The following is a 16043-nucleotide window of genomic DNA, read 5'->3' as shown; positions in this document are numbered from 1 at the left end:
ATCGGATCAGCCTTTCGGCGCGCTCGCCGCCGGCGGGCTCGCCTCCGGCGTCTTCTTCGGCTTCAGCGTGCCGGCGTAGAACGAGACCAGCCACACCAGGATGATGGCGAGGAGATAGACGCCCCAGGCCTGCGGCGGCGTGGTCGCCCAGCGCAGGAGTCCCTTGAATGTGCGGGGCGGGCTGTTGTCTTGGCTCATGGCCCGCTTGTGCGCGAAAGCTGTTGCGCGGTCAATCGGGCCGGACGCTCGTGCGGACCAGGAACAGCGCGGCCAGCGCCGACAGGCTGAGCGCGGAGGAGACGATCAGCACTTTGGCGCCCATCACGTCGATGAGCAAGCCGAAGGCCAGCGGCGCCACCGCCTGCGCCATCCGCGCGGGGGCGCCGATGATGCCGAGACGGTAGCCGAAATCCTTCGGGCCGAAGATCGACAGCGGCAGCGTGCCGCGCGCGATCGTCAAAATGCCGTTGCCCGAGCCGTGGAACAGCGCGAACGCGCTCGCCGCGGCGCCGCCGAAGATCGCCACGATCACCGCGCCGATCGGGTGGGTGAGGCAGGCAAGCCGGGTCGACCACAAGGGATGGAAGCGGCTGAGGAAGCCGGCCTCCAACATGCGCGCACCGACTTGCGCCGGGCCGATCAAGGCGCCGGCCGCGATGGCTTCGGCCGGCGTTGCGCCTGTCGTCTCCAGGATCCGGGGGAAATGCGCGGCCATGGCGCCGGTGACGGTCCAGACCGCCGCGAAGATGAAGGCGAGCAGGACCATGGTGCGGTCGAGCGGCAGATGCGGCTTCTCGGCCGTCGCCGCCGCCTGCCTCGCGCCCTTGATCGCCGGCAGCATGAAGAAGTTGAGCGGCAGGCCGATCAGGATGTTGGCGGCTGCCCAGGCAAAGCAGGTCTCGCGCCAGCCGATATGGGCAAGGCCCCAGGCGGTGAGCGGCCAGCCGACGGTGGAGGCAAACCCCGCCATCAGCGTGATGCCGGTGATGGGCCGGCGCGCCTCGGTGCCGTAGATGCGCCCCAGCGCGGCGAAGGCGGCGTCATAGAGACCCAGCGCCATGCCGATGCCGAGCACGAGCCAGGCGAACACCATCACCGGGACGGAATGCGCGAAGCCAAGCAGCGCGAGGCCGGCGGCGATGGTCAGATTGGAGGCTGACAGCACCTGCCGGCCGCCGACGAGATCGATCTGCCGCCCGATGCGGGGCCCAAGCATTGCCGAGATCACCAGCGAAGCCGAGAACGCGCCAAAGATCCAGTTGGAGGAGACGCCGAGGTCGCGCGCCATGGGATCGGCGATCAGCGCGGGCAGATAATAGCTCGAAGCCCAGGCCAGCGTCTGCGTGGTGCCGAGCGCCAGGATGATCGGAAGCTGGCGCTGGCTCATAGTCCTGAATATCGGGTCGGCGGTGTCATCGGTTCCATTTGCAGCCGGCATGACAGCGCGTCAACAGCGGCTGCGGCATATTCGACCTGCTGCGGGCGGGAGCCTCGTTTGCATGACGCGCGCGTGGCCTTCCGCTCGTCACGAATGCACGCCATAATGGCGCATGCAATTGACCTCGCGCCTTGCGCTGATGAACTGGCTCACCGGCCAGGGGCTCACGGGCCTCCCCGAAAACGAACTGCTCCGTGGCTTCTGCGAGCGCTGCTGCGCCGAAGGGCTGGAGCTGTCGCGCGGGCTCGTCGTGATCGACACGCTGCATCCGATCTACGAGGGCCGCGGCTTCCGCTGGAGCGACCGGGCCAGCAACGAGAGCGACGCGTTCGAATACGGCTCGACCGCCGACGGCGATGCCGCCAAGAGCTGGCGCCGCTCGGTGTTCTTCCACATGCTCGAGAATGGCGACGACGAGATGGTGATCGATCTCGCCGACGCGCCGTCGATGGATTTCTCGCAGATCGGCGAGCTCGCCGAGAAGGGCCACAAGCATTACCTCGCCTTCGTGCATCGCTTCGGCGAGAACGGCGCGCTCGGCCTGATGGACTGCCTGTATTCCTGCTGGACCACGCGGCGCGACAGCGGCTTCAGCGAAGCCGAGCTGGAAGCGCTGCGCGATCTCGTGCCGGTGCTGGGGCTCGCGATCAAATCGGCGCAGCAGGTCGACATCGTGCGCACGCTCGGCCGGGTCTATCTCGGCCGCGACGCCTCCGAGCAGGTGCTGCGCGGGCGCATCTCGCGCGGCGTCACCGAACGCATCAATGCCGTGCTGTGGTATTCGGATTTGCGCGGCTCGACCGGGATCAGCGAGAGCATCGGCCCCGACGAGATCATCCCGTTCCTCAACGATTACGCGCAGGCCGTGATCGACGCCATCCACGATGCCGGCGGCGACGTGCTCAAGCTGATCGGCGACGGCGTGCTGGCGATGTTCTGGGGCGAGGACATGGCGGACGCGCGCCGCGCCGCGCTGCGGGCCGAGCACCTGTTCCGCAAGAACGTCGCGGCGCTGAACAAGCGGCGCGAGGCCGACGGCCGTCCCACCACCTCGGCCTATATCGGCCTGCATGTCGGTCAGGTCTTTTACGGCAATATCGGCAGCGAGGACCGGCTCGACTTCACCGTGGTCGGCCCGACCGTCAACGAGGTCAGCCGCATCGCCTCGATGAGCCGCTCGGTCGACCGCGAGCTGCTGGCATCGGCGGAGTTCTACAAGGGCCTCGATGCTGCCGGGCGCCGCTATCTCGTCTCCACCGGCCGCTATGCGCTACGCGGCATCGGCCGCGCGCAGGATCTCTACACGCTCGACCCCGATGTCGACGCCAGCGAGCCGGTGACGGGCAGCTACGAGCGATATCTGGCGGGGTAGGCTCTGCTGCTTAACCGTGTGGGGGTCGCGCTGCTTTTCGTGCCCCGGACCCAGTGCAGCGTCCTTCAGCGCTGCGCTGCAGCTGCGCTTGCAATGACGGTGCGTCTAGCACCGCGCAGCCGCGACGTCTTCCCCCACCATCTCCGGCTGCCGGTCCAGCGCCACCGCCGGTGACAGCCAGATCACCAGCGCCTGCACGCCAAACACGGCGGCCGCCAGATAGAGGCACGCTTCCGCGCTCCAGAGCCCGCCGACGATCGCGCCCAGCGCAGAGCCGAGCGGGCGGGCGCCGTAGCTCATGATGTTGATGGCGGAGACGCGGCCGAGCAGGCGGGGCGGCGTCACCGACTGGCGCAGCGTCGTCGTCGAGATCACCCACAGGATCGGCCCGACGCCGAGCAGGAAGAAACTCAGGGCCGCTAGCCAGGGCGAGGGGACCAGCACCGTCAGCGCCATCACCACAGCAGCAACGAAACCTGTGACCGGGCCGAGACCGACCACCGTGCCGAAGGCGATGCGCTGCATCACGCGGGTGGCGAACAGCGCGCCGATCACCATGCCGACGCCGTACATCGTGAGCACGGTGCCGACGCCAGCGGCGGTGAGGCCGAGATGGCGCACCGCGTAGGGCACGAACACGGCGATCTGCAGGAACCAGCCGGTGTTGAAGATGAACTGGGTGATGAACACCGGCCGCAGCAGCGGATGATGGAATACGAACGCCGCGCCCTCGCGGATGTCCTGGAACGGATGACGGCGCGGCGAGGGCGCGCGGGCGGGCTCGTAGATGCCTGATAGCAGCACCACCGCAATCGCCGAGAGCGCCGCGGCGAAGCCGAAGGCCGGGCTCGCGCCCCACCAGCCCACCAGCGCGCCGCCGAGCGCAGGCCCGCTGGCAAAGGCGATGGTGCGGGCAAGCTCGATCCGGGCATTCGCCGCCGGCAGGAGCTCCGAGCTCACCAGCGAGGGCACCAGCGCCGGCGCGGCCACGCTGTAGACCACGGTGCCGCACACGGCCGCGAAGCCGAGCAGCGCCAGCAGCGGCAGATTGAGCGCGCCGAGCGCGAGCAGCAGCACGATTGTCGCGAGCGCCACCGCCCGCAGCGCCTCGGCTCCCGCCATCAGCGAGCGGCGCGAGATGCGGTCGGCGAGCAGGCCGGCCGGAATTGCGAACAGCACGAAGGGCAGGGTCAGCGCGGTCTGCAACAGGCCGGTCTGGCCTTCCGCGACCCCGAGCGTCAGCACGGCGACGATGGGGGCCGCGGCCAATGCGATCTGTTCGGCCGACTGCGCTGCAAGGTTGGACCAGGCGAGGCGGCTAAAGGTGTCGGGGAGGCGGGGCGGGTTTGACATGGCTCATTTCCTGCAAAGTCGGGTTGGCGCCAGTATCCGGCTCCAAGGCCCGCCAAACCCACCCGCTTTCCGACAGGGCGGCGAATAACGGCCGGTGCGGGAACCCGTGCCGCTAGATGCAGTTGCAAATGAGTTGCAATAAGAACGAAGTTGGGTATTGTCGCTCCATGGATGCCCGATCACCCCACCTAGCTCCCGACACCTCTGGCTGGCGCGCGGATGCGCCCACCACCAAGAGCCTCGCCGAGGTCAATGCCACCGTCGCGATCCCGATCGCGGGCCACTGGTCGCGGCGGCTGCTCGCCTTTGTCGGCCCGGGCTATCTCGTCTCCGTCGGGTACATGGACCCCGGCAATTGGGCGACCGACCTCGCGGGCGGATCGAAGTTCGGCTACACGCTGCTGTCCGTTATCCTGCTTTCGAACCTGATGGCGATCCTGCTGCAGTCGCTGGCGGCACGGCTCGGCATCGTCACCGACCGCGATCTCGCGCAGGCCTGCCGCGCCACTTATTCGCCGGCGGTGAACTTCCTGCTGTGGCTGGCCTGCGAGGCCGCGATCATTGCCTGCGATCTCGCCGAGGTCATCGGCACCGCGATCGCGCTCAAGCTCCTGTTCGGCATTCCCCTGATCGGCGGCGCGCTGCTCGCGGCGCTCGACGCCTTTCTGCTTCTGATCCTGATGAACCGCGGTTTTCGTTTCCTCGAAGCCTTCGTCATGGCGCTGCTCGCCGTGATCGCGGTGTGCTTCGCGGTCCAGATCGTGGCCGCGGCGCCGCCGGTCGCGGACGTCCTGCGCGGCTTCATGCCGAAGAGCGAGATCTTCACCAACCCCGAAATGCTCTACATCGCCATCGGCATCATCGGCGCGACCGTGATGCCGCATAATCTCTATCTGCACTCCTCGATCGTGCAGACGCGTGCCTATGAGCGCAACGACACCGGCCGCCGCGAGGCGATCAAATGGGCGACGACGGACTCGACCATCGCCCTGATGCTGGCGCTGTTCATCAATGCCGCGATCCTCGTGGTTGCCGCCGCGACGTTCCACAAGAGCGGGCACTCTGACGTCGCCGAGATCGGGCAGGCGTTCGAGCTGTTGTCGCCGCTGCTGGGTCTCGGCATCGCCTCGACGCTGTTCGCGGTGGCGCTGCTCGCCTCGGGCCTCAACTCGACGGTGACGGCGACGCTCGCCGGCCAGATCGTCATGGAGGGCTTTCTCGACCTGCGCCTGCCGAGCTGGGCGCGCCGCCTGCTCACGCGCGGCATCGCCATCATTCCCGTGATCGTCGTCACCGCGATCTATGGCGAGCGCGGCACGGCAGATCTGCTGGTGTTCAGCCAGGTCGTGCTGTCGATGCAACTGCCCTTCGCGGTCATTCCGCTGGTCCGCTTCGTCTCCGACCGCCGCAAGATGGGTCAGTTCGCGATTCCCGCCTACGTCGCCGCCATCGCCTGGATCGTGGCGGGCGTGATCGTGGTTTTGAACGTGAAGCTGCTGGCGGACACCCTGTTCGGGTGAGCGGCGAATAGAGGTTGCCCTATTCGCTACTCGCCATTCACATCCTAATCCTGCGGCTCGGACGCCGCATCGCCCTGCGCGTCAATGCGCAGCCAGCCTGAGGGGGCGAGGCGCTGCTGCGGCAGGAAGCGCGCCTTGTAGTCCATCTTCTTCGAGCCTTCGATCCAGTAGCCGAGATAGACGTAAGGCAGTCCTTGCCGGCGGGCGCGGGCGATGTGGTCGAGGATCATGAAGGTGCCCATCGAGCGGCTGACCTGACCCGGCTCGAAGAACGAATAGACCATCGACAGGCCGTCGCTGAGCACGTCGGTCAGCGCCACCGCGATGAGCTCCTCGCCGCGGCCGGTGATGCCGCTGTCGGGACCGCGCTTACGGTACTCGATGATGCGGGTCTCAACGTGGCTGTCCTCGACCATCATGGCGTAGTCGAGCACGGTCATGTCGGCCATGCCGCCGTGGCGGTGGCGGGCGTCGAGATAGGCGCGGAACACCGAATATTGCTCGGAGGTGGGGACCGCGCTGCGCTGCTCGCCGATGATGTCGGCGTTGCGTGCCATCACCTTGCGGAAGTTGCGGGAGGGGCGGAACTCGTTGGCTACGACCCGGACCGAGACGCAGGCGCGACACTGGTCGCAGGCCGGCCGGTAGGCGATCGACTGGCTGCGGCGGAAGCCGCCATGGGTCAGGAGGTCGTTGAGGTCGCCGGCACGCTCACCCACGAGGTGCGTGAACACTTTGCGCTCATGCCGGCCCGGCAGATACGGGCAGGGCGAGGGCGCCGTGAGGTAAAATTGGGGGGTGTCGCGCGAGTGTTGGGTCAAGGGACGTCGTGGGCCTCCGAAGTGAGTATCAGCATCGCGCTACGGAAGCCCCCGGTCAATTGGTCAGCTCGGCAGGTCAGGTCAGCCAGCTTAGACGGTCGTGGTTGATAGGTCCTTGCTCAATAGGTCCTTGCGGCCTGCGGCACCGGGGCGCGGACGGAATTGTTGATCACGACCGTTCCCAGCACGAAGTCGTGCAGCAGGCGCCGGCGGCCATTGAACAATCCGACCAGCACCACGAAGGGCGTCAGGAACGACACCGTCACCCAGAACAGCACGGCATGGGTGGCGCCGAGCACGAAATAGCCTGATGCCCCGTACCAGGTGCGCAGCTCCAGATCCATCAGACGCATGCCGACCGTCGCAGACGAGGGGCCGCCGATGCAGGCGCCATAATAGACGATCGCCCAGACGACGGAGGCCGGCCAGGCCAGCCAGAACAGCGCCCAGCCGATGCCGAGCGTGACGACGCCGAACAAGGCGATGAAGATGTAGCCGAGGATCACCGGCACCGAGATCACGACCATGTCGATCATGAAGGCGAACGCCCGCCGCGTCGCAACGCCCCGGAACAGTTCCGGATGCAGATACGGGTCGTAGGCGTGCGGCTGCACGCCGCCATCATTGCGCCAGGCGCCGGAATTGCCCGTCTCGTACGACATGATCCGTCCTCCCAAGGGGAAACAGAGGGAAAACCCTCGAGCCAGGACATGGGAACAGGCTCTTCCCGTGCCAAGGGTGCAACGGGATTAACAAGCCGAAATAATCCGGCGATTCGGGGGCGGGGACGGCTGAGGGGGTGAGTGCCGATAACGTCGCCACATCCCCGGTGTCGTCCCCGCGAACGCGGGGATCCATAACCACAGGGAGGAGTTTGGCGAAGACTCGCAGTTTATTTTTCATCGGGACCAACACCGCGCACCATCGATAGATCACGCGGTATGGGTCCCGGCGTTCGCCGGGACGACGGCGGAGCTAGACTTGGCTGCGCAGCTTCTCCGCCGCCTTCGGCGCAAAGTAGCTCAGCACGCCGTCCGCGCCGGCGCGCTTGAAGGCCAGCAGGCTCTCCATCATCGCGCGCTCGCCGTCGAGCCAGCCGTTGTTCGCGGCGGCGGCGATCATCGCGTATTCGCCGGACACCTGGTAGGCGAAGGTCGGCATCGCGAAGGTGTCCTTCACGCGGCGGACCACGTCGAGATAGGGCATGCCGGGCTTCACCATCACCATGTCGGCGCCCTCGGCGATGTCGAGCTCGACCTCGCGCAGCGCTTCGTCGGTGTTGGCGCTGTCCATCTGGTAGGTGCGCTTGTCGCCGGTCAGCGTCTTGGCCGAGCCGATGGCGTCGCGGAACGGGCCGTAGAAGGCCGAGGCGTATTTGGCCGCATAGGCCATGATCTGCACGTCGGACAGGCCGGTGCGGTCGAGGCCTTCGCGGATCGCGGCGACGCGGCCGTCCATCATGTCCGAGGGCGCGATGATGTCGCAGCCGGCTTCGGCCTGCACCAGGGCCTGGCGCACCAGCACCGCGACCGTCTCGTCGTTCAGGATCCTGCCGTCCGAGATCAGGCCGTCATGGCCGTGACTGGTGAAGGGATCGAGCGCGACGTCGCAGAGAACGCCGATCTCCGGAAATTCCTTCTTGATCGCGCGCACCGCCTGGCAGACCAGATTGTTCGGATTGGTCGCCTCCGAGCCTTCCTCGTCGCGCAGGGACGGCTCGGTGTAGGGAAACAGCGCGATGCAGGGGATGGTGAGCTTCATGGCGCGCTCGGCCTCACGCACCGCCTGGTCGACGCTGAGGCGCTCGACGCCGGGCATCGAGGCGACCTGCTCGCGCTTGTTGGTGCCGTCGATCAGGAACAGCGGCCAGATCAGATCGTCGGTGGTGAGCACGTTCTCCCGCACCATGCGCCGGGACCATTCGGCCTTGCGGTTGCGGCGCGGACGGACGGTCAGATCGAGGGCATGGGGCACCGCTGTGCCCTCGCTGCGCGAGACCTCGCGCAATTCGATCGGACGTCCGTATTTGATCGCCATCACTCTTCCTCCGGCTGGAATTATTCTTATACCAGCTCGCACAGTTCCCGTCACCGCGGCTTGACCTGCCGCAAGCGATGGGCGGCCGATTGATTTTGCAGGGCGAAGCAGCCACAAGGGGCCCATGTCCGAGATCTCCACCCGCGATGCGGCCCGCGACGGCGCCAGGGATACTGCCCGCGACAGCGCCAGGGACAGCGCGATGTCGGTTGCGGCGATCTCGTCGGAGCGCTCCGAGTCCGACGACAATGTCTGGACGCGCCGCCTGGTACTGTTCCTGCGGGTGATGGCGCTGCTCTCGATCCTGAAAGGCCTCTATCACTGGGCGCAGGTGACCGGCTTCGTCGGCGGTGAGGACGAGGCGTTTGAGAACCAGTCGATGGCCTGGCAGGCCGCGACCGTCTACTTCGCCGTGATCGAGCTCGTCGCGGCGGTCGGCCTGTGGCTGGCAACGCCGTGGGGCGCAGTGGTGTGGCTCACGACTGTGGTGTCGATGGCGGTGATCGAGCTGATGTTCCCGGGTATCTACGGTGGCAGCCTGATCGTCGTCGGCGTCGAAGCCTTCATGCTCGCCGCCTATCTCGCGCTCGCCTGGATGGCCGCGCGCGAACGGCCGCCATAGGGCGATCTCTTGTAGGATGGGTAGAGCGAAGCGAAACCCATCGATGCGTCCGCGTGTGGATGATGGGTTTCGCTTCGCTCTACCCATCCTACGAAATGGGTCCCGGCTCTGCGCGCCGCTTCGGGGCGCTCGTCCGGGACACGAGAGTGTTGTGTTTGGTTGACCGTTGGTTGCCTAAAATTTGCGGTAAGTTTTCGTTGACCAGCCGTGTTCCGCCACAGCTCTTACGCGCGCGTTTCGAAACGGGGCGGCGCTGTTCTGGAATGCGACACCAGGGGCGGACGGAGGGTGAACAGGACCTTGCGAAGGTCAACAGAGGCTTTCAAAAAGTGCTTGTGGCACAGGCTTAATCCGCAATTCACTGTCTTAAATTCATGATCTCTTTATTCTCTTATTTAAGCCGATCTTCAAACGAGCCCCTTAAGTTGCACCTATCAGACGGGACACAAGTTTCGTCGAATAAGTGTCGATAAAAACGACAACAGGGGAAGTGTCATGATGAAAGCCGTCGCAACTGCGGCAGATACCGCAGAGCGCGTCTCCGGCCAGCAGGGTTCGGTGCAGTCGCTCTATCTGGAAGCTTTGACTCTGGTGGAGCGGCTGCATCGCCGGCTGCTCGACGTGATCAAGGACGAATTCGATCGCCGCGGCCGCGCGGACATCAACTCGGTGCAGGCGCTTCTGCTCTACAACATCGGCGACAAGGAGCTGACCGCGGGCGAGCTGCGCACGCGCGGCTACTATCTCGGCTCCAACGTCTCCTACAATCTGAAGAAGCTCGTCGAGCTCGGCTTCCTCGATCATCAGCGTTCGCGCGTTGATCGCCGCTCGGTGCGCATCCGCCTGACCCCGCAGGGCCAGGAAGTCCGCCGCATCGTCGATGCGCTCTACCAGAAGCACGTCAAGACGGTGGAGCAGGTCGGCGGCATCTCGGGTGAGGAGTTCTCGACCCTCAACAAGTCGCTGCATCGCCTCGAGCGGTTCTGGACCGACCAGATCCTGTATCGTCTCTGAGTTTTCCAAGGGATTTGGCCAAGCCGGCCCCAAACAAGACCGGCAGGCCTCCCCCTAGACGTGCCTGACTTCCCCAAGCGCACTGGTCCGGAGTTGCCCCGGACCGGTGCGTTTACATTTTTGCGCTGCGAAAAAATTCGCGGATGCGAGGAACCAGTTCCGGGCTTGGCGCTTATCTCCTTCGGATCGGAGACATGACGATGCTGGTCGAGCGCGGGATTCAGGCGATGAACGTGGAACTCGTGAGCGAGGCCTACGCGATCGCCGCGAACTACCTGCGCCGCTCCGGCGCGATCCCCGATACGCTCGTCACCAACGAACGCCTGCTCGAGGCCATCATCAAGCTTATCCAGCGCGGCGAATTCAACAAGATCAGGCTCGCCAACAAGGCGATCTCATGGTTCGAGACGCAGCCCGAGGCCCGCGCGGTTGCCTGATCAAAACTCCCCAATCTTTTGAACCAGAGGATGCCATGGAAGCCGCCATCGACCGCATCATGCAGACCTATGACCTGCTCGCCAACCGCACCGCGGCAGCCAGCGAGGAGGCACGGGCCAAGGTCACGAACTACCTCAATACGCTGATGGAGGCGGGCGAGAAGGACCCGCACAGGTTGACGGTGTGCGGCCTGACTTATCTGCGCCAGCTCGACGGCAGCGTGGACCCGGTGAAGGCGGGGTATACGGGGCTGTGACGCTACGTCTGCCGCAGCCTCGGCTTGGGGCATGAGGAGTTAAAGGACCGAATCGGCCCCATTTCGCCTGTGACGCCCGGGGGCCCTCAAGCCGGCCCGCTTACTGAAAATCTCTACCCCCACCATATCTTGCACAAATCTCACACCCGACCCGCAAATGCTTGGCCGGGGGCGGGCGATGTGGTAGATCGCGCTCGCCGCTTCCGATCGCCACACCAGACCCGCCCGTAGCCCGCCAAAAGGCTGCGGCGGTGGAGATATTCGCAAGATGACCGCACCCAAAACCGCCTCCGCGCCCGATTCGTTTTTCTCTGCCTCGCTCGATCAGGCCGACCCGGAAATCGCCGCCGCCATCAAGGGCGAGCTCGGCCGTCAGCGCCACGAGGTCGAGCTGATCGCCTCCGAAAACATCGTCAGCCGGGCCGTGCTGGAAGCGCAGGGTTCGGTGATGACCAACAAATACGCGGAAGGCTATCCGGGCGCGCGCTACTACGGCGGTTGTGAGTGGGTCGACGTCGCCGAGAATCTCGCGATCGATCGTGCCAAGAAGCTGTTCGGCGCCAAATTCGCCAACGTGCAGCCGAACTCCGGCAGCCAGATGAACCAGGCCGTGTTTCTGGCACTGCTGCAGCCCGGCGACACCTTCATGGGTCTCGATCTCGCGGCAGGCGGCCATCTCACCCACGGCTCGCCCGTCAACATGAGCGGCAAATGGTTCAAGGCCGCGCACTACACCGTGCGCCGCGAGGACCAGATCATCGACATGGACGCGGTCGCCAAGCAGGCCGAAGAGATCAAGCCGAAACTGATCGTGGCCGGCGGCTCGGCCTATTCGCGCGCCTGGGATTTCAAGCGTTTCCGCGAGATCGCCGACAGCGTCGGCGCTTATCTGCTCGTCGACATGGCGCATTTCGCCGGCCTCGTTGCCGGTGGCGTGCATGCCTCGCCCGTGCCTTACGCGCACGTCACCACCACTACGACGCACAAATCGCTGCGCGGCCCGCGCGGCGGCCTGATGCTGTGGAATGACGAGGCGCTGACCAAGAAGTTCAACTCGGCGATCTTCCCGGGCCTGCAGGGCGGCCCGCTGATGCATGTGATCGCGGCGAAGGCGGTCGCCTTCGGCGAGGCGCTGCGTCCGGACTTCAAGGTCTATGCGAAGAACGTCGTCGAGAACGCCAAGGCGCTGGCTGAGGCGATGAAGAGCCACGGCTTCGACATCGTCTCCGGCGGCACCGACAACCATCTGATGCTGGTCGACCTCAGGCCGAAGGGCCTGAAGGGCAACGCCTCGGAGAAGGCGCTGGTTCGCGCCGCGATCACCTGCAACAAGAACGGCATTCCCTTCGACCCGGAATCGCCGTTCGTCACCTCCGGCATTCGTCTGGGCACGCCGGCTGCGACCACGCGCGGCTTCGGCGTCGCCGAATTCCAGCAGGTTGGCGGCATGATCGCCGAGGTCCTGAACGCGATCGCGCAGTCCTCCGACGGCAAGGCGCCGCTGGTGGAAGCCGCGATCAAGGAACGGGTCAAGGCGCTCACCGACCGGTTCCCGATCTATCAGTAAAGCTGGGTCAAACGGATGCGTTGCCCGAACTGCAACAGTCTCGATACGCAGGTAAAGGACTCGCGTCCGACCGAGGACTCGTCCGTGATCCGCAGGCGGCGCGTGTGCGTCGCCTGCAACTTCCGCTTCACCACCTTCGAGCGCGTGCAGTTGCGTGAGCTTACGGTGATCAAGCGCAACGGCCGCCGCGTGCCGTTCGACCGCGACAAGTTGATGCGCTCGGTTTCGATCTCCTTGCGCAAGCGGCAGGTCGAGCCGGAGCGTGTGGAGAAAATGGTTTCCACCATCGTGCGCGAGCTCGAGACGGGCGGCGAGGCCGAGATCTCCTCCGAGGTGATCGGCGAGACCGTGATGGAGCATCTGCGCACGCTCGACGACGTCGCCTATGTGCGCTTCGCCTCGGTCTATCGCAATTTCCGCGAGGCCAAGGATTTCGCCGACGTGCTCGGCGAGCTCTCCGGCGAGGAGGAAGCGCGGCTCGCCGCGATCCGCAAATGATCTTCCGTATCCTGGAGGATCAGTTCGCGCAGAAGGCCCGCGAGGCCAAGGACGCCGATCTTCGTTTCATGCAGCTGGCGCTGGCGCTCGGACGCCGCGGGCAGGGGCGGACCTGGCCCAATCCGGCCGTCGGTGCGGTGATCGTCAAGGATGGCGTGGTCGTCGGACGCGGTTGGACGCAACCCGGCGGGCGGCCGCATGGCGAGCCCGAGGCTTTGCGGCGGGCGGGCGAAGCGGCGCGCGGCGCCACGCTTTACGTCACGCTGGAGCCATGCTCGCATTTCGGCAAGTCGCCGCCTTGCGCCGATGCGATCATTGCAGCCGGCATCAAGCGGGTGGTGGCGGCGATCGAGGATCCCAATCCGGAGGTCGCAGGGCAGGGCCATGCGCGCCTGCGCGCCGCGGGCATTGCGGTGGATGTGGGCCTGTGTGCGGCAGAGGCTGCGTTCGACCATGCCGGGCATTTCCGCCGGATCCGGGACAATCGTCCGCATGTGATTTTGAAGCTCGCGGTCTCGCCCGACGGCAAGATCGGCGCCGCCGGTGGTAAGCCGGTCGCGATCACCGGGGAGGCGGCGCGCAATCGTGTGCATCTGCTGCGTGCGCAGAGCGATGCCATCCTGGTCGGCATCGGCACCGTGCTGGCGGACAATCCGCTGCTCACCTGCCGCCTGCCGGGCATGGCGGCGCACTCGCCGGTGCGCGTGGTGCTCGATCAGAGCCTGCGGATTTCCGCATCGAGCCAACTGGCGCGGACCGCGCGCGAGACGCCGCTCTGGGTAATCGCTTCCGAGCTGGCGGAAGCGGCGGCCGCGACCCGCCTCGGTGCCGTCGGTGCACAAATCCTGCGCGTGCCTCCCAGTGGTGCATCCGGGCTCGATCTTCCGGCGGTGCTGCGTGCACTGGCTGGGAAGGGCATCACGCGCCTGATGGTCGAGGGCGGCAGCCGCGTTGCGGCTTCGTTCGTCGCGGCCGATCTGGTCGACGAGATCTGGCTGTTCCGCGGAGCGGAAGCGGTGGGCGCGGCCGGCGTCGATGCGCTCGATGCATTGCCCCTGTCGAAAATCACGCAGTCGCAGGCCTACAAGGTTCATGCTAGCGAGACATTCGACAAGGATACTCTCACCGTCTACGAGCGCGCGTAATGTTCACCGGCATTGTCACCGATATCGGCGAGATCGTCAGCTTCACGCCCGTGGCGCAGGGCCAGCTGCACCGGCTGCGCATCGCCTGCAGCTACGATCAGACCACCATCGCCGACGGCGCTTCGATCGCCAGCAACGGCGTCTGCCTGACGGTAGTTGCGTCCGGCGTCGCAGATGGCAAGACCTGGTATGAGGTCGATACAGGGGCCGAGACGCTGGCGCTGACGACGGCGAAGCATTGGAAGCTGGGCACCAGGCTCAACCTCGAGCGTGCGCTGAAGATCGGCGACGAGCTCGGCGGCCACATCGTCGCCGGCCATGCCGATGGCATCGCGACCATCGTCAGCCGCGAGGACCTGCCCGACATGGCGCGGTTCGAGCTCTCGACCACGCGGGAGCTGGCGCGGTTCATCGCCACCAAGGGCTCGATCACGCTCGACGGCGTGTCGCTGACGGTCAATACCGTCAAGGACACGACCTTTTCGGTGCTGATCATCCCACACACGCTGACGGTGACGACGATCGGCGGCTGGAAGGCGGGCGCCGAGGTCAATATCGAGGTCGATCTGATGGCCCGCTATGCGGCGCGGCTGACGGAAATGAAGTGACGGCGCATAAAGTTCGTCATGCGCGGGCTTGACCCGCGCATCCATCCTCTTATGAGGGGCTTGCCCGATGGATTGCCGGGTCAAGCCCGGCAATGACAGAATAGGTAGACCATGGCAGACGCGCGGCGCGCACCCCTGAAGGACCAGACCGACATTTCCGGCGCGCGCGCGCTGATTGTCGAGGCGCGGTTCTATGACGATCTCCAGGACGCGCTTCTGGACGGCGCGGTGACTGAATTGAAGGCGGCGGGCCTCACCCACGACGTCATCACGGTTCCCGGCGCGCTGGAAATTCCGGCGGCGGTGGCCATCGCGGTGGATGCCGCGGCGGCGAACGGCAAGCCCTATGACGCCGTGATCGCGCTCGGCTGCGTGATCCGCGGCGACACCATCCATTTCGAGATCGTCTCGCAGGAATCCTCGCGCGCGCTGATGGACCTTTCGGTTGCGCGAAAGCTGCCGCTCGGCAATGGCATCCTCACCGTCAACAACGAGGACCAGGCCTGGGCGCGGGCGCGCGCCAGCGAGCTCAACAAGGGCGGCGATGCCGCGCGCGCGGCGCTCGCGATGCTGCGCATCAAGCGCCGTCTGGCTCGGGCCTAGAGCCATGGCCGACAACACCAAAAAGCCGGCGGGGCCTCACGAGAAGAAAGCGAACCGGCGCGGTGCCGCGCGGCTCGCGGCCGTGCAGGCGCTGTATCAGATGGACATCGCCGGCGCCGGCATCAACGACATCTTCGCCGAGTTCGAAAGCCATTGGCTCGGCAACGAGGTCGAGGGTGACACGTACCTGCCGGCCGAAGCTGCCTTCTTCCGCGACGTCGTCTCGGGCGTCGTGCGCGACCAGAAGAAGCTCGATCCCCTGATCGACGAGGCGCTGTCGAAGGGCTGGCCCTTGAAGCGGATCGAGGCGATCCTGCGCGCGGTGCTGCGGGCAGGGGCCTATGAATTGGAGCATCGCAAGGACGTGCCGGGCCGTGTCGTCGTCTCCGAATATGTCGACGTCGCCAATGCCTTCGTCGACCGCGAGGAGACCGGAATGGTGAACGCCGTGCTGGATCAGATCGGCCGCCAGTTCCGCGGTGACGAGTTCGGGCGGGGTTAGATATTCGCGAGGGCGGTGAACTGATGCGAGACGGCTGCCCCATACTCCGCTGTCATCACCCGCGAAGGCGGGTGATCCAGTACGCCGCGGCCTATCGATTTCACACCAAAGTCTCTGGATTGCTGGATCGCCCGGTCAAGCCGGGCGATGACACCTATTTGTGGCGCTAGGCCAGTGGCAAACCCGCACAATCCCTCCGCCGAAGACTCCCTCATCGCGCGCTATTTCAAGCCGCTGGCGACCGACCCC

General features: G+C 65.9%; 18 protein-coding genes. 12 read left to right on the top strand and 6 right to left on the bottom strand.

The genetic code is table 11. The features are described from left to right. Positions 1-6 precede the first annotated feature (6 nt). Both SE92_RS05765 and SE92_RS05760 read right to left on the bottom strand, forming a co-directional pair. Entirely contained in the window at positions 7-198 is a 192-nt protein-coding gene (locus SE92_RS05765; protein ID WP_063194865.1) for a hypothetical protein, read from the bottom strand. 31 nt (positions 199-229) lie between these two features. After that, a complete protein-coding gene (locus tag SE92_RS05760; protein WP_063194864.1) occupies positions 230-1387 on the bottom strand; it encodes an MFS transporter in 1158 nt (385 codons plus the stop codon). A gap of 163 nt (positions 1388-1550) precedes the next feature. Here SE92_RS05760 and SE92_RS05755 point away from each other — a divergent pair, with 163 nt between their 5' ends. After that, a complete protein-coding gene (locus tag SE92_RS05755; protein ID WP_063194863.1) occupies positions 1551-2810 on the top strand; it encodes an adenylate/guanylate cyclase domain-containing protein in 1260 nt (419 codons plus the stop codon). Between the two features lie 105 nt (positions 2811-2915). Here SE92_RS05755 and SE92_RS05750 read toward each other — a convergent pair whose 3' ends face one another. Then, positions 2916-4163 (bottom strand): MFS transporter, encoded by a 1248-nt coding sequence (locus SE92_RS05750; protein WP_063194862.1) that lies wholly within the window; start codon positions 4161-4163, stop codon positions 2916-2918. A 167-nt stretch (positions 4164-4330) separates the two neighbouring features. On the opposite strand from SE92_RS05750, the gene SE92_RS05745 reads away from it, so the two are divergent. Beyond that, positions 4331-5683 carry an Nramp family divalent metal transporter gene (locus SE92_RS05745; protein WP_063194861.1) on the top strand — a complete coding sequence of 451 codons (1353 nt, stop codon included), beginning with the start codon at positions 4331-4333 and terminating at the stop codon, positions 5681-5683. Between the two features lie 44 nt (positions 5684-5727). On the opposite strand, the gene SE92_RS05740 is transcribed toward SE92_RS05745, so the two are convergent. The 3 genes from SE92_RS05740 to hemB all read right to left on the bottom strand — a co-directional run bounded on the left by SE92_RS05740 (position 5728) and on the right by hemB (position 8541). Further along, positions 5728-6504 carry an arginyltransferase gene (locus tag SE92_RS05740; protein ID WP_063194860.1) on the bottom strand — a complete coding sequence of 259 codons (777 nt, stop codon included), beginning with the start codon at positions 6502-6504 and terminating at the stop codon, positions 5728-5730. Positions 6505-6623: 119 nt separating this feature from the next. Next, a complete protein-coding gene (locus tag SE92_RS05735; RefSeq protein ID WP_063194859.1) occupies positions 6624-7166 on the bottom strand; it encodes an RDD family protein in 543 nt (180 codons plus the stop codon). Between the two features lie 313 nt (positions 7167-7479). Continuing rightward, entirely contained in the window at positions 7480-8541 is a 1062-nt protein-coding gene (gene hemB / locus SE92_RS05730; protein WP_063194858.1) for a porphobilinogen synthase, read from the bottom strand. A 124-nt stretch (positions 8542-8665) separates the two neighbouring features. On the opposite strand from hemB, the gene SE92_RS05725 reads away from it, so the two are divergent. The 10 genes from SE92_RS05725 to nusB all read left to right on the top strand — a co-directional run bounded on the left by SE92_RS05725 (position 8666) and on the right by nusB (position 15794). Further along, a complete protein-coding gene (locus SE92_RS05725; RefSeq protein ID WP_063194857.1) occupies positions 8666-9163 on the top strand; it encodes a DUF6163 family protein in 498 nt (165 codons plus the stop codon). A 495-nt stretch (positions 9164-9658) separates the two neighbouring features. Continuing rightward, positions 9659-10177, top strand: coding sequence for a transcriptional regulator LdtR (ldtR, locus tag SE92_RS05720; protein ID WP_018320040.1), 519 nt, complete (start codon positions 9659-9661; stop codon positions 10175-10177). Between the two features lie 200 nt (positions 10178-10377). Continuing rightward, positions 10378-10614 (top strand): hypothetical protein, encoded by a 237-nt coding sequence (locus SE92_RS05715; RefSeq protein ID WP_063203362.1) that lies wholly within the window; start codon positions 10378-10380, stop codon positions 10612-10614. A 35-nt stretch (positions 10615-10649) separates the two neighbouring features. Further along, positions 10650-10871: a hypothetical protein gene (locus SE92_RS05710; RefSeq protein ID WP_014494771.1), complete on the top strand. Its 222-nt coding sequence runs from the start codon at positions 10650-10652 to the stop codon at positions 10869-10871. Between the two features lie 268 nt (positions 10872-11139). Then, positions 11140-12438: a serine hydroxymethyltransferase gene (glyA, locus tag SE92_RS05705; RefSeq protein ID WP_063194856.1), complete on the top strand. Its 1299-nt coding sequence runs from the start codon at positions 11140-11142 to the stop codon at positions 12436-12438. 15 nt (positions 12439-12453) lie between these two features. After that, positions 12454-12936: a transcriptional regulator NrdR gene (gene nrdR / locus SE92_RS05700; RefSeq protein WP_007603426.1), complete on the top strand. Its 483-nt coding sequence runs from the start codon at positions 12454-12456 to the stop codon at positions 12934-12936. Then, positions 12933-14081: a bifunctional diaminohydroxyphosphoribosylaminopyrimidine deaminase/5-amino-6-(5-phosphoribosylamino)uracil reductase RibD gene (gene ribD / locus SE92_RS05695; protein ID WP_063194855.1), complete on the top strand. Its 1149-nt coding sequence runs from the start codon at positions 12933-12935 to the stop codon at positions 14079-14081. Before nrdR ends, ribD begins: the two co-directional genes overlap by 4 nt. Further along, a complete protein-coding gene (locus tag SE92_RS05690; protein ID WP_063194854.1) occupies positions 14081-14689 on the top strand; it encodes a riboflavin synthase in 609 nt (202 codons plus the stop codon). Before ribD ends, SE92_RS05690 begins: the two co-directional genes overlap by 1 nt. A 111-nt stretch (positions 14690-14800) precedes the next feature. Further along, on the top strand, positions 14801-15292 hold the full coding sequence (gene ribH, locus SE92_RS05685) for a 6,7-dimethyl-8-ribityllumazine synthase (RefSeq protein WP_063194853.1): 492 nt from the start codon (positions 14801-14803) through the stop codon (positions 15290-15292). Positions 15293-15296: 4 nt separating this feature from the next. Continuing rightward, the gene (nusB, locus tag SE92_RS05680; RefSeq protein WP_063194852.1) at positions 15297-15794 is read left to right on the top strand and encodes a transcription antitermination factor NusB; all 498 of its coding nucleotides are present in this window, start codon (positions 15297-15299) and stop codon (positions 15792-15794) included. Positions 15795-16043 lie beyond the last annotated feature (249 nt).

Origin of the sequence: Bradyrhizobium sp. AT1 (genome assembly GCF_001590795.1) — a bacterium.
GTDB lineage: Bacteria > Pseudomonadota > Alphaproteobacteria > Rhizobiales > Xanthobacteraceae > Bradyrhizobium.
This window is presented reverse-complemented; position numbering and strand designations above follow the sequence as displayed.